Below are 20,302 nucleotides of genomic sequence, written 5' to 3'. Positions count from 1 at the left end.
GTATGAACACTCCTCGGCCAGCTTCGCAATTCTTTACAGGTCTTCGCAGAGCACCCGATCAATGCTGTCGACAAAGTAGTCCACGCTCGCCCGGGTGGTGCACATCGGCGGCTTGATCTTGAGGATGTTCAGGTAATCACCGGTCGGCTGCATGAAGATGCCCAGGTCACGCAGGCGGTTGCACAGGGCCATGGTTTCCTCGGTGGCCGGTTCCAGCGTTGCGCGGTCGCGCACCAGTTCCAGCCCCAGGTAGAAGCCCGAACCATGCGCCGCGCCGGCCAGCGGGTGCTTGTCGACCAGTGCCTGCAGGCGCGCCTTGAAATAGCGCCCGGTGTCGCGGGCGTTGTCCCACAGGCCTTCCTCCTGCATCACATCCAGCACCGCCATGCCGATGCGGCAACTGACCGGGCTGCCGCCGGCCGAGGAGAAGAAGTAGCCCTCGGCCTCCAGCGCTTCGGCGATCTCGCGGCGGGTGATGACTACGCCCAGTGGCTGGCCGTTGCCCATGCCCTTGGCCATTGTGATGATGTCGGGCACCACGCCCTGTTCCTCGAAGCCCCAGAAGTACTCGCCCAGGCGGCCATAGCCGACCTGTACCTCGTCGGCGATGCACACGCCGCCCCGGGCACGAACTTTGGCATAGGCCTCGCGCAGGTAACCGGCCGGCAACGAAATACCACCGGCATTGCCGTACACCGGCTCGCAGATGATGCCCGCCAACTGGCGGCCACGGGCGTCGAGGTCGGCCAGCTTGGCGTCGACGTCGCGCAGGTAGTGGGTGGCGCTGTCGGCGCCACGGAAGCGGCCGCGGAAGGTGTTCGGCGCCTCGACCGGGTGCACCCAGTCCGGGCGGGTTTCCAGGGCCTGCGGGTTGTCGGCGATGGAAGTGGAAATGGCATCGGTGGCCACCGACCAGCCGTGGTAGGCCTCCAGCACGCTGAGCAGGTCGCGCCCGCCGCTGTAGGCCCAGGCCAGGCGAATCGCCAGGTCGTTGGCTTCGGTACCACTGTTGACCATGAACACCCGGTCGAAGCCTTCGGGTGCCAACTCCAGCAGGCGTTCGGAGAATTCGGTGATGGCCGCGTAGTGGAAGCGCGAGTTGGTGTTCAGCAGCGACCACTGCCGTGCCGACTCGGCGACCATGCGCGGGTGGCCGTGGCCCAGCACCGCGACGTTGTTGAGCATGTCGAGGTACGAGCGGCCCTGCATGTCGATCAGGTAGTTGCGCCAGCCGCGTTCGATGTGAGGCGGTTGCGCGTAGTAATGCTTCTGCGAGCGGGCGAAGCTGGCGTCGCGGCGAGCCAGCAGGGCCTGTGGGTCGGGCAGCGGCTCGGCATTGCAGTCGAAGCCCAGCAACGCAGCTGGCGACGGGCACAGGGCCAGCCAGGCGGTTGCCTGGGATGGGGTGGCGAAGAACGGCGGCTGGATGCCGCTATCCAGGCACAGTTGCACGCTGAGGAAACCACAACTGCTGCCCAGCGACTGGCCTTTTTCCACGGCCTGGCCATCTGCAGGCGCGTCTTCCAGGCCTTGCAGCCACAACGCCCAGTGCGCGCTGCGCAGGCAGCCACGGCCGTCGCCATGGCGCTGCCAGGTGCCGGCATCTGGCGCTTGCACCAGGCTGCCGTTGGGTACATGCAGCTCGACGCCCAGGGCACAGGTGGCAGGCTCTTCGGGGCGGTCGATATGGGTTTGCGACAGGCGATACTGCCCGTGCAGGCTGAAAGCCGGTGCTGGTTGCGTGGTCAGCAGGTGCTGGTCGAAGCCCGGTTGCTCCCAGTTGCCCGCCTCGCAATGCACGCTGAGCACGCCCAGATCGACGCGCGTCACTGCCTGCCGATCCAGTTCAGGGAGCAGAAGGGCGCAACCGCTCAGGTCCGGCGTGGCGGGCTGCAGGCCCGCAGCTTGCAGGATGGCCGCTTCCATCAACGCGAAAGGTACGGCGGTGGCAGTGTCGAAGATTTCCCATTCATGGGCGATGTTGTCGCGGGTGTACTGGTTGCCGGGGTCGACGGTGAGTTGCTGTTCGCTGCTCAGCACCAGCACGGCGGCGCGGTTGAGCACCAGTGGCCACAGCGCCCGCAGTTCGGCTTCGCTCAGCGGGTTGAGCGCCTGGTAGGCACGCACGGCCGGCAGGATGCGCAGCGGGTCGCCCTCGGCGTGGTGCAACAATGCGGCGCAGGTCACCGACAGGTCGGCGATGCGCCAGGTGCGCAACAGGTCGCCGAAATCGATCACCCCTTGCAACTGCCACTGGCGCTCGACATCGCGGGCCCAGACGGCATTGTCGTCGGTGATGTCCAGATGCACGGCCTGGCTTGGCAGCTGGTCGACCAGCGGCGCCAGGTGCTCGGCGGCCAGCTGGGTGGCCCGTTCGATGCGGGCGCGTTGCTCGGCGTTGCCCAGCACGGGCAGCAGGTGCTGGATCAGTGCCTGGGCATGTTGCGGGTCCCATTGCAGGGTGCGCGCCAGGCCCGGGTGGTCGAAAGTGGCCAGGGCCTTGTCCAGCCGCGCGCAGAGCCCGCCGAGTTCGGCCATCAGGCGTGGCTCCATGTGCTTGAGGCGGGTCAGTGGCTGGCCTTCGATGTAGTCGAGCAGGCGCATGCGCAGCGGTTGCCCGTCGATTTCCAACGCCAGCAGCATCTGGCCATCGCTGGCCGGGCGCACGGCGGGCACAGGCAAGCCCTGTTCGCGCAGGTAGGCCAGGGCCGCGTGCTGGGCCTCGAGCTCCACCTGGGCGTAGCTGCCGTGGCAGGCCTTGAGCACGAAACGGCCTTGTGGAGCGTCTACTCGGAAGTTCAGGTCCTGTTGGCTGCCCAATGCCGAGAGGTTGCCGGCAATGCCGTAGTGCGTTTGCAGCACGGCATGTGCCTGGGCTTCGCCTAGCGCAGGGCTGGGCAGGCCGGAGCGCTGGATCAGCGTGGTCAGGGCAGGGGAGGCGGGCTGGTGGTGTGGGCTGGACATGGGGCTCTACCGTTGCTGCTGGGGTTGACGGTGGAGAATTTATGCCCGATCTGGCTGATGATGGAAGACGATTGTTGTCAGAAAATTTGATGAAGGCTTTCGAACCGCCCTGCCTCTACGCCTTTACATTAAATTATTCTCTGCCAATAATTATTGCTATTCAATAATTTCGGATAAAGCCATGATCGACATCTTCCCGCGCCGTGAACTGGCTGCCGACATGGCCAGGCAGCTGTTGAAACCGTCTGCCCTGGATATCGGCTTGAGATCAGGGCTATTTTTCTCCGGGCTGCGCAGGACTGGCAAAACCACCTTTTTAAAGAACGACTTGATCCCTGCCCTGGAGGAAATGGGTGCATTGGTGATCTATGTCGACCTCTGGAGTGATACCCAGACCAGCCCGGTCGTGCTGGTCCTCGCCGCAGTGCGTAAAGCCCTTGCTGATCTTCAGAAACCTACCTCGGCTTTCTTGCAGAAACTCAAGGCCCTGCGTGGCGCGGAGGTCGAAGTGGCTGGGCTGAAGTTTGGCTTCAACCTGGAAACCTTGGGCACAGAGGGCGGTGTCACACTTGCGGAAGCGCTGACCGAGGTTGTGGACCAGGCCAGGACTGACGTCGTGCTGGTCGTCGATGAGGTGCAGCAGGCAATCACAACCGAGGACGGCCAACAGATGATGCTGGCGCTCAAGGCTGCGCGCGATGCCATCAATCCGCGCCCGAACACGCCAGGGCACTTCCTGTTCATCGGTACTGGCTCTCACCGGGCGATGGTCAACGAGTTGACCGCGCGGCGTAACCAGGCTTTTGCCGGTGCCACAAACGTGCCGTATCCGGTGCTGGACAGGGACTATGTCGAATTCTGGCTCAAGCGGCTCGCAAAAGATGGCCTGGGCAACTTGCCGTCGCTGGATGTCGCGGCACAGGCATTCAAAACGCTGGGCAGCAGGCCCGAGGAGTTCATTCGTGCACTTCGGCAGTTGGTTCACTCACCTGCGTCCGGGATGGGGCCGGATGAGGTGCTGCCGGTAATCGCATCAACGCTGCGGTCGGCTGCTGCTGACCTGGAGCTGATGAAAGTAGAGGAGCTGGGCGTCCTGGCTGAAGCGATTTTTGCCCGGATCGCATCGGTCGAGGGCGATGCGCGTGGGGTGTTCTCCAACGAAGCGGCGGCGGAGTATTCGAAGTCTGTGGGGCGTGAAGTGCGTGTCGAAGAGATACAGCCGGTTGCAAACGAACTGCTGGCCGCTAACCTGATCATGCGTCGGGGGCATGGGCTCTATGGGGTGACCGACCCCTTTGTACAGGAGATCTGGCGCGAGCGGCAGGAGTTGTTGGGCCGGCTCTGAGCTGCATCTACGTAGGCCAGCTGGCGCCGGCCTCCCGGGGTGTGCAATCTCTCGCGGGGACGGCCTTGTGTCGCGAAACGGCCGCAGGGCGGCCCCCAGATTTCTGCATGAAAGCATAAATCGCCGGGGCTGCTTTGCAGCCCTTTGGCGACACGAGACCGCTCCCATATGTGCGTTATGGCCTGTGATGCCAATCAGCGCATCATGCCCAGCTCGGCATCATCCATCAGCGCCTTGGCCATCGCACTCAGGTAGTGGGCAGCCCAGATCATCATCGGCTTTTCATCCATCAGGCCGGTGATGGTCAGTTCGCGTACATAGCCCATCAGCTCCGAAGATTGCTCGCGGGCATCGCGGCAGGGAATGCCGGGCTCGATGCGGAACAGTGGGTGGGTGCCGTGTTCGCCTTGGTAGAACGTGGTTTTACCGACAGTGAATTGGGTGTCTTCTGTGGTCATTTTTGAATCCCCTGAAAATCCTCGACTGCCTGGGCGGGCCCTTTCGCGGGTGAACCCGCTCCCACAGGGGCTGCATCTGCCTCAAGGCCTGTGGAGATCCTGTGGGAGCGGGTTTACCCGCGAAGAGGCCAGCCCAGACAACGCAACACTAAAGCCTCAGTGCAAAGTCCGAGGCTCAGCGGGCATCTGCACCTGAACCAGTGCCGACTCAAGCAAAGTCCTAAGCGCCTCCAGCTCATGCATCGAGGTCATCATCAGGATCGAAGCCGGCGATTTGGGCTGTAGTAGCAAGGCCTGATGCACCACGGTGGCCGCGCATAGCGCGTAGTCGGTGGCCTGGATCAGGGTGTCTTCGAGGGAATGGGGGGTGTGGGTTGGATCGGGGACAATCTTCAGCATCGTGATTAACCATTGGCTGTGCGGCCGCCTGTCTGCTGTCAAACAGTCGGGTGGCAGCTGTACGTGGGTTGACAGACCGGCGGTAAATCACGCAAAAGTTCCGGCGCACGCAAGCGTGCCCACACGCACAGCCACCATGAAGCGGAGACTGCCTGCGTGAATTAACCGTCACAGCCTGTCAAAGCTGTATCGCTGATCTTCAGCGACCAATCGAGACTAGAGCCCAGCCAGAGCAGCCGCAACGGAAAACACGCGGCAGGAGTATGTTTGGGAAATGGCCTACAAGGAAGGGGATAAGTCTGTTTTTTACCTCGCCGAAAGCGGGCCGCTTTGCGGCCCATCGCCGGCAAGCCAGCTCCCACAGGGATAGCGCATGGCTTGAAGCCGGCGCGGTCAAAAGCTAACTAGCCGCATCCACTTCCAAGAACGCCGCCTGCAGCAACTGCCGGGTATACGGATGCTGCGGCGCATGGAAGATCGCCTGTGCATCCCCTTGCTCCACCACATGCCCATGCTTGATCACCATCAACTGGTGGCTCAATGCCTTGACCACCGCCAGGTCATGGCTGATGAACAGGTAGGTCAGGTTGTATTTCTGCTGCAGATTGCGCAGCAACTCCACCACCTGCCGCTGCACCGTGCGGTCCAGCGCCGACGTAGGTTCATCCAGCAGGATCAGCGCCGGCTTCAATACCAACGCCCGGGCAATGGCAATGCGCTGGCGCTGCCCACCGGAAAACTCGTGCGGATAGCGATGCCGCGTGCGTGGGTCCAGCCCCACTTCCTCCAAGGCCGCAATAATCGCTGCTTCCTGTTCCTGCGCCGTGCCGATGCGGTGGATGCGCAACCCTTCGCCGACAATGTCCTCCACGCACATGCGCGGGCTCAGGCTGCCGAACGGGTCCTGGAACACCACCTGCATTTCCCGGCGCAACGGGCGCACGGCCTTCTGGTTCAGCCCTTCCAGATCCTGCCCATGAAAGCGAATGCCGCCCTGGCTGGAGATCAGCCGCAAGATCGCCAAACCCAAAGTCGACTTGCCCGACCCGGACTCGCCGACAATCCCCAGCGTCTGCCCTTGCGGCAAGCTGAAGTTGATCCCGTCCACCGCCTTCACATGGTCGACCGTGCGCCGTAGCAGGCCCTTCTTGATCGGGAACCACACCTTGAGGTCATCCACCTCCAGCAATGGCGCGCCCACCGGGTTGTGCGCCGGCAGCCCGCTGGGTTCGGCATTGATCAGCATCTGCGTGTAGTGGTGCTGCGGTGCGCTGAACAACCTGGCGCATTCGGCCTGCTCGACAATCTGCCCGTGCTGCATCACGCACACACGGTGGGCGATGCGTCGCACCAGGTTCAGGTCATGGCTGATCAGCAGCAGGGCCATGCCCAGACGCGCCTGCAGTTCCTTGAGCAGTTCGAGAATCTTCAACTGCACAGTCACGTCCAGCGCCGTGGTCGGCTCATCCGCAATCAGCAGTTCGGGCTCGTTGGCCAGGGCCATGGCGATCATCACCCGCTGGCGCTGCCCGCCCGATAGCTCATGGGGCAAAGCCTTCAGACGCTTGCGTGGCTCGGGAATGCCGACCATCTCCAGCAGCTCCAGGGTGCGCGCCGTGGCCTCCTTGCCGGTCAGGCCCTTGTGCAGCAGGAGGATTTCGTTGATCTGCTTCTCGATGCAGTGCAGCGGGTTAAGCGAGGTCATCGGCTCCTGGAAGATCATTGCAATGCGGTTGCCGCGAATGCGCTGCATGGTCTTCTCGTTCTGCTGCAGCAGGTCCTTGCCCTCGTAGCGGATGCTGCCGCTGGGGTGGCGGGCCAGGGGGTAGGGCAGCAGGCGCAGGAGCGAGTGCGCGGTAACCGATTTGCCCGAGCCACTCTCGCCCACCAGTGCCAGCGTCTCACCCTTGCGGATGTCGAAGCTGATGCCGTTCACAACGCGGTGGGCCTGGTCCCCGGTGACGAACTCCACCGCCAGGTCGCGCACTTCGATCAGGTTCTGTTCACTCATGTCACTTCCTCGGGTCGAAGGCATCGCGGGCGGATTCGCCGATGAACACCAGCAGGCTCAGCATCAGCGCCAGCACGGCGAAGGCGCTGATGCCCAGCCATGGGGCCTGCAGGTTGGACTTGCCCTGGGCCACCAGCTCGCCCAGCGACGGTGCGCCCGGCGGCAGGCCGAAGCCGAGGAAGTCCAGGGCGGTGAGGGTGCCGATGGCGCCGGTGAGAATGAATGGCATGAAGGTCATGGTCGAGATCATGGCGTTGGGCAGGATATGCCGGTACATGATCGCGCCATTGCGCATGCCCAGGGCGCGGGCGGCACGTACGTATTCCAGGTTGCGCCCGCGCAGGAACTCGGCGCGCACCACGTCCACCAGGCTCATCCACGAGAACAGCAGCATGATGCCCAGCAACCACCAGAAGTTGGGCTGCACGAAGCTGGCGAGGATGATCAGCAGGTACAGCACCGGCAGGCCCGACCAGACTTCCAGGAAGCGTTGCCCGGCCAGGTCGACCCAGCCGCCATAGAAGCCCTGCAAGGCGCCGGCGATCACGCCGACGATGGAACTGAGCAGGGTCAGCGTCAGGGCGAACAGCACGGAAATACGGAAACCGTAGATCACCCGTGCCAGCACGTCGCGGCCCTGGTCGTCGGTGCCCAGCCAGTTGTCCGCCGACGGTGGGGCCGGGGCGGGTACCTGCAGGTCATAGTTGATGCTCTGGTAGCTGAACGGGATCGGTGCCCACAGCACGAAGCTGTCTTTCTTCTCCAGCAGTTCGCGGATGTACGGGCTCTTGTAGTTGGCTTCCAGCGGGAATTCGCCGCCGAAGGTGGTTTCCGGGTAGCGCTTGAATGCCGGGAAGTACCATTCGCCGTCGTAGCGCACGGCAATCGGCTTGTCGTTGGCGATCAGTTCGGCGCCCAGGCTCAGGCCGAACAGAATCAGGAACAGCCACAGCGACCACCAGCCACGGCGGTTGGCCTTGAAGCGCTCGAAGCGCCGGCGGTTGAGGGGGGACAAGGCCATGTCAGTGCTCCCGGCTGGCGAAGTCGATGCGTGGATCGACCAGGGTGTAGGTCAGGTCGCCGATCAGTTTCACCACCAGCCCCAGCAGGGTGAAGATGAACAGGGTGCCGAAGACCACCGGGTAGTCACGGTTTATGGCCGCCTCGAAACTCATCAGGCCAAGGCCGTCGAGGCTGAAGATCACTTCGATCAGCAAGGAACCGGTGAAGAAGATGCCGATGAACGCCGAAGGGAAACCGGCAATCACCAGCAGCATGGCGTTGCGGAACACATGGCCGTACAGCACCCGTGGCCGGCTCAGGCCCTTGGCCTTGGCGGTGACCACGTATTGCTTGTTGATCTCGTCTAGGAAGCTGTTCTTGGTCAGCAAGGTCATGGTGGCGAAGTTGCCGATGACCAGCGCGGTGATCGGCAGCACCAGGTGCCAGAAGTAGTCCAGCACCTTACCGGTGGTGCTCAGTTCGTCGAAGTTGTTGGAGGTGAGGCCGCGCAGCGGGAACCAGTCGAAGTAGCTGCCGCCGGCGAACAGCACGATCAGCAGGATGGCGAACAGGAACGCCGGGATGGCGTAGCCGACGATGATCGCCGAACTGGTCCACACGTCGAAATGGCTGCCGTGGCGCACGGCCTTGGCGATGCCCAGCGGGATCGACACCAGGTACATGATCAGCGTGCTCCACAGCCCCAGCGAAATTGACACAGGCATCTTCTCGATGATCAGGTCGATAACCTTGGCATCGCGGAAGAAGCTGTCGCCGAAGTCCAGCCGGGCGTAGTTCTTGATCATGATCCACAGGCGCTCGGGCGGCGACTTGTCGAAGCCGTACATGCGTTCGATCTCGGCGATCAGTGCCGGGTCCAGGCCCTGGGCGCCACGGTAGTTGGAGCCGGCCACGGACACTTCGGCACCGCCACCGGCAATGCGGCTGGTGGCGCCTTCGAAACCTTCGAGCTTGGCGATCATCTGCTCGACCGGGCCGCCGGGGGCGGCCTGGACGATGATGAAGTTGATGATCAGGATGCCGAACAGGGTCGGGATGATCAGCAGCAGGCGACGCAGGATGTAGGCCAGCATGTTATTCGGCCTCGTCCGCAGCGGCTGCGTTGGCGGCCGGGGTTACGCCGGGCTTGATCCACCAGGTGTCGATGCCGATGTCGTACTTGGGCGAGACGTCCGGGTGGCCGATGTGGTTCCAGTAGGCCACGCGCCAGGTCTTGATGTGCCAGTTGGGGATTACGTAGTAGCCCCACAGCAGCACGCGGTCGAGGGCCCGGCAGTGGTCGATCAGGCTCTGCCGCGAATCGGCATTGATCAGCTGTTCCACCAGTTGGTCGATGGCCGGGTCTCGCAGGCCGATGAAGTTGCGGCTGCCGGGGTTGTCGGCGGCGGCACTGGACCAGAACTCGCGCTGCTCGTTACCCGGCGAGTTGGACTGCGGGTAGCCACCGACGATCATGTCGTAGTCGCGCGAGCGCAGGCGGGTGATGTACTGGGACACGTCGACCCGGCGGATGTTCAGGTCGATGCCAAGGTCGGCGAGGTTGCGCTTGAACGGCAGCAGGATGCGTTCGAACTCGGTCTGTGCCAGCAGGAACTCGATGCTCACCGGCTTGCCCTGGGCGTCGACCATCTTGTCATCGACGATTTTCCAGCCGGCTTCCTGCAGCAGCTTGTAGGCCTGGCGCTGCTGTTCGCGGATCATGCCGCTGCCGTCGCTGACCGGGTTGCGGAAGGCTTCGCTGAATACCTGCTCGGGGACCTTGCCACGTAGCGGTTCGAGGATTTTCAGTTCGCTGGGGCTGGGCAGGCCGCGGGCGGCCATTTCCGAGTTTTCGAAGTAGCTGCCGGTGCGGGTGTAGGCACCGTTGAACAGCTGCTTGTTGGTCCACTCGTAGTCCAGCAGCAGGCTCAGCGCCTGGCGCACGCGCACGTCCTGGAACACCGGGCGGCGGATGTTGAAGATGAAGCCCTGCATGCCCGTGGGGTTGCCGTTGGGCAACTCTTCCTTGATCAGGCGGCCATCGCGCACGGCGGGTACGTTGTAGGCGGTGGCCCAGTTCTTCGCGCTGACTTCCAGCGCATAGTCGAACGCCCCGGCCTTGAGTGCTTCCAGGGCGACGGTGGTGTCGCGGTAGGAGTCGAAGGTCATGACGTCGAAGTTGTAGAAGCCGCGGTTGATCGGCAGGTCCTTGGCCCAGTAGTCCTTGACTCGCTCGTAGCGCACCGAGCGCCCGGCCTTGACCTCGGCAACCTTGTAAGGGCCGCTGCCCAGCGGGATTTCCAGGTTGCCGCGGTTGAACTCGCGGCTTTCGTACCAGTGCTTGGGCAGTACCGGCAGCTGGCCGAGAATCAGCGGCAGCTCGCGGTTGTTCTTGTGCTTGAAGGTGAACAGCACCGTCAGCGGGTCTTCGGCGACCACTTCAGCGACGTCGGCATAGTACTGGCGGTACAGCGGCGCGCCGTCCTTGATCAGGGCATTGAAGGTGAACACCACGTCGTCGGCGCGCATCGGGTGGCCGTCGTGGAAGCGTGCCTCGGGGCGCAGGTAGAAGCGCACCCAGCTGTTGTCCGGGGCTTTTTCGATCTTGCCGGCCACCAGGCCGTACTCGGTGAACGGCTCGTCCTGGCTCTGGCGCATCAGGGTGTCGTAGATGCTGCCGATGTTCTCGGCCGGCACACCCTTGTTGATGAACGGGTTGAGGCTGTCGAAGCCGCCGAAGCTGGACTGGCGGAAGGTTCCACCCTTGGGTGCGTCAGGGTTGACGTAGGCAAAGTGCTTGAAGTCGGCGGGGTATTTTGGGGGCTCGTCGTACAGGGTGAGCGCGTGTTGCGGTGCGGCCAGGGCGGGAAGGCTCAGGCAGGCAAGCAACAGGCTGCCGGCCAACCGGCGCAGTCGGTGCGTTGGCGTCATTGGGCTTTCTCCGAAGTCTTGATCCACCAGCTGTTCAGCCCAAGGGTGTAGGGCGGCGTGGTGACGAAGGCGAACCGGTTGCGGTAGGCCAGGCGATGATTGTCGAGGTACCAGTTGGGGATCATGTAGTACTGCCATGAGAGCACGCGGTCCAGGGCGCGGGCGGCGGCGACCTGATCATCGCGGGTGCGGGCGGCCAGCAGGGTGTCGAGCAGATGGTCGACCACCGGGTCCTTGACCCCAGCATAGTTCTTGCTGCCCTTGGTGGTTGCCTGGCTGGAGTGGAAGTACAGCCACTGTTCGAGGCCCGGGCTCAGGGTCTGGTTCAGGGTCATCAGAATCATGTCGAAATCGAACTGGTCCAGGCGTTGTTTGTACTGGGCGCGGTCCACGGTACGCAAGCGCGCATCGATGCCGATGCTGGCCAGGTTTTCGACATAAGGTTGCAGGATGCGTTCAAGGTTGGGGTTTACCAGCAGCAGTTCCATGCGCAGCTGCTGGCCCTTGCTGTCGACCAGACGTTGGCCGTTCAGCTTCCAGCCGGCCTCGGCGAGCAGGCCGAGGGCCTGGCGCAGGGTCTGGCGGTTGATGCCACGGCCATCGGTATGGCTGACCTTGTAGGGTTCGCTGAACAGGCTGGCCGGCAACTGGTCACGAAACGGTGCCAGCAACAGCCATTCCTTGCCGGTGGGCAGGCCGGTGGCGGCGAATTCGCTGTTGGGGTAGTAGCTGGTCGAGCGGCGGTAGGCACCGCTGAACAGCGCGCGGTTGGTCCACTCGAAGTCGAGCATCAGCCCCAGTGCCTGGCGTACCCGTGGGTCGCTGAAGGTGGCCCGGCGGCTGTTCATGAACAGGCCTTGGGTTTGCGTGGGGATGCGGTGCGGGATCTGCGCCTTGATCACCTCGCCCCGGCGCACGGCCGGGAAGTTGTAGCCGTTGGCCCAGTTCTTCGCCTGGTGCTCGATATAGATGTCGAACTCGCCAGCCTTGAACGCTTCGAAGGCGACCGTGGCGTCGCGGTAGAACTCGTATTCCACGCGGTTGAAGTTGTATTTGCCACGGTTCACCGCCAGGTCCTTGCCCCAGTAGTTCTTCACCCGTTCGAACACCAGCCGGCGCCCAGGCTGGACCTGGGTGATGCGGTAAGGGCCGCTGCCCAGTGGAGGCTCGAAGGTGGTGGCCTTGAAGTCACGCTTTTGCCAGTAGTGCTTGGGCAGCACCGGCATTTCGCCCAGGCGCAGGATCAGCAGCGGGTTGCCGGCGCGCTTGAATACGAAGCGGATGCGCAGCGGGCCAAGGATGTCCACCCGCTGCACTTCCTGCAGGTTGGTGCGGTAGATCGGGTGGCCATCCTTGAGCAGCGTGCGGTAGGAGAAGGCCACGTCTGCCGAGGTGATCGGCTTGCCGTCATGCCAGCGGGCCTCCGGGCGCAGGTTGAACACCACCCAGCTGCGGTCCTCGCTGTACTCCACCGAGCGGGCGATCAGGCCGTAGCTGGAGGTCGGTTCGTCGCCGGACGGGTCGTACTGGCCGGTGCCGACCATCAGCGGCTCGTTCAGCTCGCTGATGCCGTACTGCTGGAAATTGGGCGTGGTAATCGGGCTCGACCCCTTGAAGGTGTAGGGGTTGAGGGTGTCGAAGGTTCCGAAAGCCATCGCCCGCAAGGTGCCGCCCTTGGGCGCTTGCGGGTTGACCCAGTCGAAATGGGTGAATGTGGCTGGGTACTTGAGCGTGCCGAACTGCGCGTATCCGTGGCTTTCGCTCACCATCGCGGCTGCGGGAAAGCTCAAGGCCAGGCTGAGAGACAGCAGGAGGGGACGTATCAAGTCGGCATCCGATCCAGAGGCGTTGGGCTTTGATCGGGGTACAGTAACAGCTTGGTGGGGTTGGAAAAAGAGAGGTTTTGAAGGTGGGGCAAGTGGTTCAGCCAGTTGCCGGTCGCTGCGGGTGACGCGGTACCTGTGGGAGCGGCCTTGCGTCGCGAAAGGGCTGCATGGCAGCCCCGGCAGTTTACGCGGCGAAGCTGAAATCCTGGGGCCGCTTCGCGCCCCTTTCGCGACACAAGGCCGCTCCCACAGGGCCGCGCAAAGACCCCGGGCTTCGTATCAATGCGAGAGGTAGACGGTCAGGGTCTGGCCTGGCTTCAGGGCATGGCCGCTGCGCGGGTTCCAGCGCTTGAGGTGTTTCATTTCCACGTTGAAGCGCTTGGCCACCAGGTACAGCGAATCGCCTTTGCGTACCTTGTACTGCGTGGAGCGCTGCCCGGAGGCGGCTACCCGATTGCCAGCAGCGCTCGGCGCGCTGCCGCCGCGCAGGGCCAGAACCTGGCCAGCGCGCACGTTGTTGCCGGAGAGACGGTTCCAGCGCTTGATGTCCTTGACCGAAACGCGGTTGGCCTTGGCGATGGCGCCCAGGTTGTCGCCGCGCTTGACCCGGTAGCTGCGCGCCGCCACAGGGGCCTTGGCTTCGGCCACGGCGCGGGCGAATACGGCCTTGTTCGGCTGCAGGCTGACCAGCTGCTCGGGTTTGAGGTTGGACAGGCTGTCGCTCAGCAGCTGCGCCTTGGCAGTGGGTACCAGCAGCTGCTGCGGGCCGTCCACGGTCATGCGCTTCTTGAATGCCGGGTTGAGCTGGATCAGCTCGTCCTCGTCGATGTTGGCGAAGGCCGCTACCCGCGACAGGTCCAGGCGGTCGTTGATGGCCACCGCCTCGAAGTAGGGTTCGTTGGCGATCGGGTTCAGGTTCACGCCATAGGCTTGCGGCGTGAGTACCACCTGCGACAGGGCCAGCAGCTTGGGCACGTAGTCGCGGGTTTCCTGCGGCAGCGGCAGGTTCCAGTAGTCGGTGGGCAGGCCGAGCCGCTCGTTGCGCTCTATGGCTCGGCTGACCGTGCCTTCGCCGGCGTTGTAGGCAGCCAGGGCCAGCAACCAGTCGCCGTTGAACATGTCGTGCAGGCGGCTGAGGTAGTCCAGTGCGGCGTTGGTCGAGGCGGTCACGTCGCGACGGCCATCGTAGAAGTTGGTCTGGCGCAGGTTGAAGTGACGACCGGTGGACGGAATGAACTGCCACATGCCCGCGGCATGGGCGCGCGAGTAGGCCATCGGGTTGTAGGCGCTTTCGATGGCTGGCAGCAGGGCCAGCTCCAGCGGCATGTCGCGTTCTTCGAGGCGCTCGACGATGTAGTGCAGGTAGAGGCTGCCACGCTCGCCGGCGCTTTCGATGAAGCTTGGATTGCTGGCGAACCACAGGCGCTGCTGTTCGATGCGCGGGTTGACGTCGATGTTGTCCTGCAGGGCGAAGCCCTGGCGCATGCGTTCCCACACGTCCTGCGGTGCCTGTTCGGCCGGCTTTACCAGCAGCGGTGAAGGCTTGTGCTTGATCCGCGCCTGGTAGTTGTGCGCGCGAACGCTATCGGATTCGTCGAGCTGACGGGTGCTCTGGCAGCCCACCAAAGTGGCGGCCAGGGCCAGCGCACTGATTTGGGCCAGGCGCGTCAGGGCGACGGAATGAGAGGTTCTGCGGCTACGTGAAGACATCGGCTGACACAGGTTTCCGGGCGAAAAATTTCGGCGATTCTAGAAACCGCTCCGGGCCTGGTCAACCTTTGACCATCGCTTGCGATATATCTTGAGGTTATCAGAAGGTGTCCTTCCAAGACCTCAAGGCAGCAAAAACAGCGACATGCGAGGGGTTTGAATGTCCCTTCCATTCGTCTGCTTTTTGTTTAACTAATGTTTCAGAGGTGCGCAGGAAGGGGTTGGTCAGACGCTCCAGACCGATCGTTGATGGCAATGTGATGCGATTGTCGGCACGCAAACGGGTAACGTCCTCGAACCGCTGCTGAACGTGCGGGTTCTCGGGCTCCACCGCCTTGGCGAAACGCAGGTTGCTAAGGGTGTATTCGTGGGCGCAGTACACCTCGGTCTGCTCTGGCAGGGCTGCCAGGCGGGCGAGGGCTGGCTGCATCTGTTCGGGGGTGCCTTCGAACATGCGCCCGCAACCGGCGGCGAACAGCGTGTCGCCACTGAACAGCACCGGCGTTGCCGGCTGGTCGCTGAACAAGGCGATGTGCCCCAGGGTATGGCCGGGCACGGCCAGCACTTGGAAGGTCACGCCCAGCACGGTCACCTGGTCACCTTCGTCCAGCGCCAGGTCACGGCAGGGAATGCGCTCGTGGGCCGGGCCGCAGACCCGCGCGCCGGTCAGTTGCTTGAGCCGTTCCACGCCGCCGACGTGGTCGTTGTGGTGGTGGGTGACCAGGATGTCGCTCAGTTCCCAGCCGGGGTTGGCCGACAGCCAGCGTTCCACTGGGCCGGCGTCACCCGGATCGACCACCGCGCAGCGGCGTTTGGCAGTATCCTGTAACAACCAGATGTAGTTGTCGGAGAAAGCGGGGAGAGCATCGATCTGTATCATGGTGCGGATCCGATTCGCCTAGCGTGGCACATGAAGGCATCTTATCCGCGATGGCGCGGTGCGAGAACCTTCGAGGGAGAGCGCAATGACCGACCAAGCCTTTGCCCAGGCCGACCCGGACTGGGTCAAGCTGATCAGCCTGGCCCGTGAGTGGTTCAACGGCCCACTCGGCCAACTGATGCTCAGGGAGGAGGAAAAACTGCTGGAAGAAGAGCTCGGGCGCTTCTTCGGGGGTTACCTTGTGCACTACGGGCCCTGCGCCGAGCCACCGCCCAGCGCGCCCCAGGTGCAGCGCAACGTGCGCCTCGGTGCGCCGCTGCCGGGGGTGGAGATTGTCTGCGAGGAGCAGGCCTGGCCGCTGAGCGAGCACGCCGCCGACGTGGTGGTGCTGCAGCATGGCCTGGATTTCTGCCTTTCGCCCCACGGCCTGCTGCGCGAGGCGGCCAGCGCCGTGCGCCCTGGCGGGCACCTGCTGATCGTCGGGATCAACCCCTGGAGCAGCTGGGGCATGCGCCATTTCTTCAGCCATGGGGCCTTGCGCAAGGCCCGTTGCATCTCGCCGTCACGGGTGGGCGACTGGCTCAACCTGCTGGGCTTCGCGCTGGAGAAACGCCGCTTCGGGTGCTATCGTCCGCCGCTTGCCTCACCGGCCTGGCAGCAGCGCCTGGCGGGCTGGGAACGGGTGGCTGGCGGCTGGCAGAGTTCCGGTGGCGGTGTGTACCTGCTGGTAGCACGCAAGATGGTGGTGGGCCTGCGGCCGTTGCGCCAGGAGCGTCGCGAGCCGATGGGCAAGCTGCTGCCGCTGCCCCTGGCCAAGGTCAACCGCACGGCGGCCAACCCGGATACTGAAAAGCACTGAACATGAGTGGTACATGAGCGAAAGCGTCGAGATGTTTACCGATGGTGCCTGCAAGGGCAACCCTGGCCCTGGCGGCTGGGGCGTCCTTATGATCTACAAGGGCGTCGAGAAGGAACTGTGGGGCGGCGAACGCGAAACCACCAACAACCGCATGGAACTGATGGCCGCGATCCAGGGCTTGATGGCGCTGAAGCGCGAATGCGAAGTGGTGCTGACCACCGACTCGCAGTACGTGATGAAGGGCATCAACGAATGGATGACCAACTGGAAGAAGCGCGGCTGGAAAACCGCGGCCAAGGAGCCGGTGAAGAACGCCGACCTGTGGCAGCAGCTGGATGAGCAGGTCAACCGCCACAAGGTGACCTGGAAGTGGGTGCGCGGGCATATCGGCCACCCCGGCAACGAACGCGCCGACCAGCTGGCCAACCGTGGGGTCGATGAAGTGCGCGCCAAGCGTTGAGCTGGGGTACAATTCCGGCCTTTGTAACTGATGCAAGTTGGAGCGCCCCGCGTGGAGCAGCAGCAAGATAAACGGTTCGTCATTCTCGATACCGAAACCACGGGTATGCCGGTCAGCGAAGGCCACCGGATCATCGAGATCGGCTGTGTCGAGGTCATCGGCCGGCGCCTGACCGGGCGGCACTTCCACGTCTACCTGCAGCCAGACCGCGAGAGTGACGAGGGCGCCATCAACGTCCACGGCATCACCGATGCCTTCCTGGTCGGCAAGCCACGCTTTGGCGATGTCGCAGAGGAGTTCTTCGAGTTCATCCAGGGCGCTACGCTGGTCATCCACAACGCGGCGTTCGACGTTGGCTTCATCAACAACGAATTTGCCTTGCTGGGCCAGCAGGACCGCGCGGACATTTCGCAGCACTGCACCATCCTCGACACCCTGCTGCTGGCGCGCGCGCGCCACCCGGGGCAGCGCAACAGCCTGGATGCGCTGTGCAAACGCTACGATATCGACAACTCGGGCCGTGAGCTGCATGGCGCATTGCTCGACTCGGAATTGCTGGCTGACGTCTACCTGGCAATGACCGGTGGCCAGACCAGCCTGTCGCTGGCCGCGCATGGGGCAGAAGCCGGGGATGAAGGGACGGGTGCTGGTGGCAGCGAGATTCGCCGTATTACCGGGCGTGTGCCCGGGCGGGTGATCATGGCCAGTGCCGAGGAGCTGGAGGCGCATGCCGAGCGCCTGGCGGCCATTGCCAAGTCGGCGGGTGGGCCATCCATGTGGCAGGCTCTGACCGAGACACCTGTTGGTTGATCTTTCGCCTGCTCCGGCCCTTTCGCGGGTGAACCCGCTCCTACAGATCCTGCGCATGTCTTGAAGGCGATGCCGGCCCTGACCACACAGGTTCTACTACCCTGAAATGGACGCCATGTCCTTCGGAGGTAGCCACCTGATGTACAAGGACCTCAAGTTCCCCATCCTCATCGTGCACCGCGCCATCAAGGTTGACAGCGTCGCTGGCGAGCGTGTGCGGGGCATCGCCGAGGAACTGCGCCAGGACGGCTTTGCCATCCTCGCCGCCGCCGACCATGCCGAGGCCTGCCTTGTCGCTGCCACCCACCATGGCCTGGCCTGCATGCTGATTGCCGCCGAGGGCGTCGGCGAGAATACCCACCTGCTGCAGAACATGGCCGAGCTGATCCGCCTGGCCCGCCTGCGCGCCCCCAACCTGCCGATTTTCGCCTTGGGCGAACAGGTGACCCTGGAAAACGCCCCCGCCGAAGCCATGAGCGAGCTCAACCAGTTGCGGGGCATCCTCTACCTGTTCGAAGACACCGTGCCGTTTCTTGCGCGCCAGGTGGCGCGTGCCGCACATATCTACCTGGACGGCCTGCTGCCGCCGTTCTTCAAGGCCCTGGTGCAGCACACCGCGCAGTCCAATTATTCCTGGCACACCCCGGGGCACGGCGGCGGCGTGGCCTATCGCAAAAGCCCAGTGGGCCAGGCCTTTCACCAGTTCTTCGGGGAAAACACCCTACGCTCGGACCTGTCCGTTTCCGTGCCCGAGCTGGGCTCGCTGCTCGATCACACCGGCCCCTTGGCCGAAGCCGAAGCCAGGGCTGCGCGCAACTTTGGCGCCGACCACACCTTTTTCGTCATCAACGGCACCTCCACGGCCAACAAGATCGTCTGGCACGCCATGGTCGGCCGCGACGACCTGGTGCTGGTGGACCGCAACTGCCACAAGTCGGTGGTGCATGCGATCATCATGACCGGTGCCATTCCCCTCTATTTGTGCCCCGAGCGCAACGAACTCGGGATCATCGGCCCGATCCCGCTCAGCGAGTTCAGCCCCGAGGCGATCCAGGCGAAGATCCAGGCCAACCCTCTTGCCCGCGATCGCGGGCAGCGCATCAAGCTGGCGGTGGTGACCAACTCCACCTACGACGGCCTGTGCTACCACGCCGGGCTGATCAAGCAGACCCTGGGCGCCAGTGTCGAGGTGCTGCACTTCGACGAAGCCTGGTTCGCCTATGCGGCATTCCACGAGTTCTTTACCGGGCGCTATGCCATGGGCACGGCCTGCGCGGCAGACAGCCCGCTGGTGATCAGCACCCATTCCACCCACAAGCTGCTGGCCGCGTTCAGCCAGGCCTCGATGATTCATGTGCAGGACGGGGCCAGGCGCCAGCTGGACCGTGACCGCTTCAACGAAGCGTTCATGATGCACATCTCGACCTCGCCGCAGTACAGCATCCTCGCTTCGCTGGACGTGGCCTCGACCATGATGGAAGGCCCGGCCGGGCGTTCGCTGCTGCAAGAAATGTTCGACGAGGCGCTGAGCTTTCGCCGTGCCCTGGCCAACCTGCGCGAGCACATCGCCGCCGACGACTGGTGGTTCAGCATCTGGCAGCCGCCGAGCGCCGAAGGCATCCACCGCCTGGCGGCGCAGGACTGGCTGCTGCAGCCGGGGGCGGAGTGGCACGGCTTTGGCGAAGTGGCGGACGACTATGTGCTGCTCGACCCGCTGAAGGTGACCCTGGTGATGCCGGGCCTGAGCGCGGGCGGTGCACTGGGCGAGCATGGCATCCCGGCGGCAGTGGTCAGCAAGTTTCTCTGGGAGCGGGGGCTGGTGGTGGAGAAAACCGGCCTGTACAGCTTTCTGGTGCTGTTCTCCATGGGCATCACCAAGGGCAAGTGGAGCACCTTGCTCACCGAGTTGCTGGAGTTCAAACGCCACTATGATGGCAATACCGCCCTGAGCAACTGCCTGCCGAGCGTGGTGGCTGCCGATGCCTCACGCTATCAGGGCATGGGCCTGCGCGACCTGTGCGACCAGTTGCATGGCTGCTACCGCGCCAATGCCACGGCCAAGCAACTGAAACGGTTGTTCACGCGCTTGCCGGAGGTAGCCGTGAGCCCGGCCCGGGCCTATGACCAGATGGTGCGCGGTGAGGTGGAGGCGGTGCCGATCGAGGCGCTGCTGGGGCGGGTGGCAGCGGTGATGCTGGTGCCGTACCCGCCTGGTATTCCATTGATCATGCCGGGGGAGCGGTTTACCGAGGCGACCCGCTCGATAGTCGATTACCTGGCCTTCGCCCGGGCGTTCAACCAGGGCTTCCCAGGTTTCGTCGCCGACGTGCACGGCCTGCAGAATGAAAGCGGCCGCTACACGGTGGACTGCATCAAGGAATGCGAATGATCTCGACGCCGCTGCGCGCCAGTTCGAAGCGGTTTTCACCCAGATGGTTGACCTTGTCGCCGATTGCCAGGCGATAGGTGGTGATGGGCGCGCCCAGCGTGCTGCCGTCGGTTTGCAGGGTCGACTCCTGGAACTCGTGCACGGGGTAGATGCGGCCTTCGGCGTCACGGGCGTGGAATTGGCCGACCATTACTGCTGCCATTTGGGTGGAAACCTCTGAATTGCGTGGGAAATGTCTGCAGGCATAGACCGTGTAAC

At 63.7% G+C, this 20,302-nt stretch carries 16 protein-coding genes; 5 read left to right on the top strand and 11 right to left on the bottom strand.

Features of this window, described 5'->3' with window-relative positions:
- Positions 1–33 precede the first annotated feature (33 nt).
- Entirely contained in the window at positions 34–2,964 is a 2,931-nt protein-coding gene (locus QN085_RS17395) for an aminotransferase (protein WP_041505763.1), read from the bottom strand.
- Positions 2,965–3,145: 181 nt separating this feature from the next.
- Here QN085_RS17395 and QN085_RS17390 point away from each other — a divergent pair, with 181 nt between their 5' ends.
- On the top strand, positions 3,146–4,309 hold the full coding sequence (locus QN085_RS17390; RefSeq protein ID WP_023661223.1) for a P-loop NTPase fold protein: 1,164 nt from the start codon (positions 3,146–3,148) through the stop codon (positions 4,307–4,309).
- 194 nt (positions 4,310–4,503) lie between these two features.
- On the opposite strand, the gene QN085_RS17385 is transcribed toward QN085_RS17390, so the two are convergent.
- From QN085_RS17385 to gloB, 9 genes are all read right to left on the bottom strand, one after another.
- The gene (locus QN085_RS17385; protein WP_013973407.1) at positions 4,504–4,767 is read right to left on the bottom strand and encodes a DUF3077 domain-containing protein; all 264 of its coding nucleotides are present in this window, start codon (positions 4,765–4,767) and stop codon (positions 4,504–4,506) included.
- 156 nt (positions 4,768–4,923) lie between these two features.
- On the bottom strand, positions 4,924–5,166 hold the full coding sequence (locus QN085_RS17380) for a hypothetical protein (protein ID WP_023661222.1): 243 nt from the start codon (positions 5,164–5,166) through the stop codon (positions 4,924–4,926).
- Between the two features lie 400 nt (positions 5,167–5,566).
- Complete coding sequence (locus tag QN085_RS17375) at positions 5,567–7,177, bottom strand: ABC transporter ATP-binding protein (protein WP_023661221.1); 1,611 nt, start codon at positions 7,175–7,177, stop codon at positions 5,567–5,569.
- A 1-nt stretch (position 7,178) separates the two neighbouring features.
- Complete coding sequence (locus QN085_RS17370) at positions 7,179–8,198, bottom strand: ABC transporter permease (protein WP_041505764.1); 1,020 nt, start codon at positions 8,196–8,198, stop codon at positions 7,179–7,181.
- Position 8,199: 1 nt separating this feature from the next.
- Entirely contained in the window at positions 8,200–9,273 is a 1,074-nt protein-coding gene (locus QN085_RS17365) for a microcin C ABC transporter permease YejB (protein ID WP_009686399.1), read from the bottom strand.
- A gap of 1 nt (position 9,274) precedes the next feature.
- A complete protein-coding gene (locus tag QN085_RS17360) occupies positions 9,275–11,110 on the bottom strand; it encodes an extracellular solute-binding protein (protein ID WP_024087410.1) in 1,836 nt (611 codons plus the stop codon).
- Positions 11,107–12,936, bottom strand: coding sequence for an extracellular solute-binding protein (locus QN085_RS17355; RefSeq protein ID WP_024087409.1), 1,830 nt, complete (start codon positions 12,934–12,936; stop codon positions 11,107–11,109). Before QN085_RS17355 ends, QN085_RS17360 begins: the two co-directional genes overlap by 4 nt.
- Positions 12,937–13,215: 279 nt before the next feature.
- Positions 13,216–14,646: a lytic transglycosylase domain-containing protein gene (locus QN085_RS17350; protein WP_013973401.1), complete on the bottom strand. Its 1,431-nt coding sequence runs from the start codon at positions 14,644–14,646 to the stop codon at positions 13,216–13,218.
- Between the two features lie 100 nt (positions 14,647–14,746).
- Positions 14,747–15,526, bottom strand: a complete 780-nt coding sequence (gloB, locus tag QN085_RS17345) for a hydroxyacylglutathione hydrolase (protein WP_023662560.1) — start codon at positions 15,524–15,526, stop codon at positions 14,747–14,749.
- An 85-nt stretch (positions 15,527–15,611) separates the two neighbouring features.
- On the opposite strand from gloB, the gene QN085_RS17340 reads away from it, so the two are divergent.
- The 4 genes from QN085_RS17340 to QN085_RS17325 all read left to right on the top strand — a co-directional run bounded on the left by QN085_RS17340 (position 15,612) and on the right by QN085_RS17325 (position 20,044).
- Positions 15,612–16,385, top strand: coding sequence for a class I SAM-dependent methyltransferase (locus QN085_RS17340; protein ID WP_013973399.1), 774 nt, complete (start codon positions 15,612–15,614; stop codon positions 16,383–16,385).
- Between the two features lie 13 nt (positions 16,386–16,398).
- Positions 16,399–16,845, top strand: a complete 447-nt coding sequence (gene rnhA / locus QN085_RS17335) for a ribonuclease HI (RefSeq protein WP_003261021.1) — start codon at positions 16,399–16,401, stop codon at positions 16,843–16,845.
- A 51-nt stretch (positions 16,846–16,896) separates the two neighbouring features.
- The gene (gene dnaQ / locus QN085_RS17330) at positions 16,897–17,655 is read left to right on the top strand and encodes a DNA polymerase III subunit epsilon (RefSeq protein WP_013973398.1); all 759 of its coding nucleotides are present in this window, start codon (positions 16,897–16,899) and stop codon (positions 17,653–17,655) included.
- A 139-nt stretch (positions 17,656–17,794) separates the two neighbouring features.
- Positions 17,795–20,044, top strand: coding sequence for an Orn/Lys/Arg family decarboxylase (locus QN085_RS17325; protein WP_024087408.1), 2,250 nt, complete (start codon positions 17,795–17,797; stop codon positions 20,042–20,044).
- On the opposite strand, the gene QN085_RS17320 is transcribed toward QN085_RS17325, so the two are convergent.
- On the bottom strand, positions 20,028–20,246 hold the full coding sequence (locus QN085_RS17320; protein ID WP_003261019.1) for a hypothetical protein: 219 nt from the start codon (positions 20,244–20,246) through the stop codon (positions 20,028–20,030). The two genes, QN085_RS17325 and QN085_RS17320, sit on opposite strands and share 17 nt — an antisense overlap.
- Positions 20,247–20,302: the final 56 nt, after the last annotated feature.

The sequence above is a fragment of the Pseudomonas sp. M2(2023) genome (assembly GCF_030263955.1).
Taxonomy (GTDB): domain Bacteria; phylum Pseudomonadota; class Gammaproteobacteria; order Pseudomonadales; family Pseudomonadaceae; genus Aquipseudomonas; species Aquipseudomonas asiatica.
The sequence above is the reverse complement of the archived record's forward strand: the minus strand, read 5'-3'. Positions and strand labels throughout refer to the sequence as shown.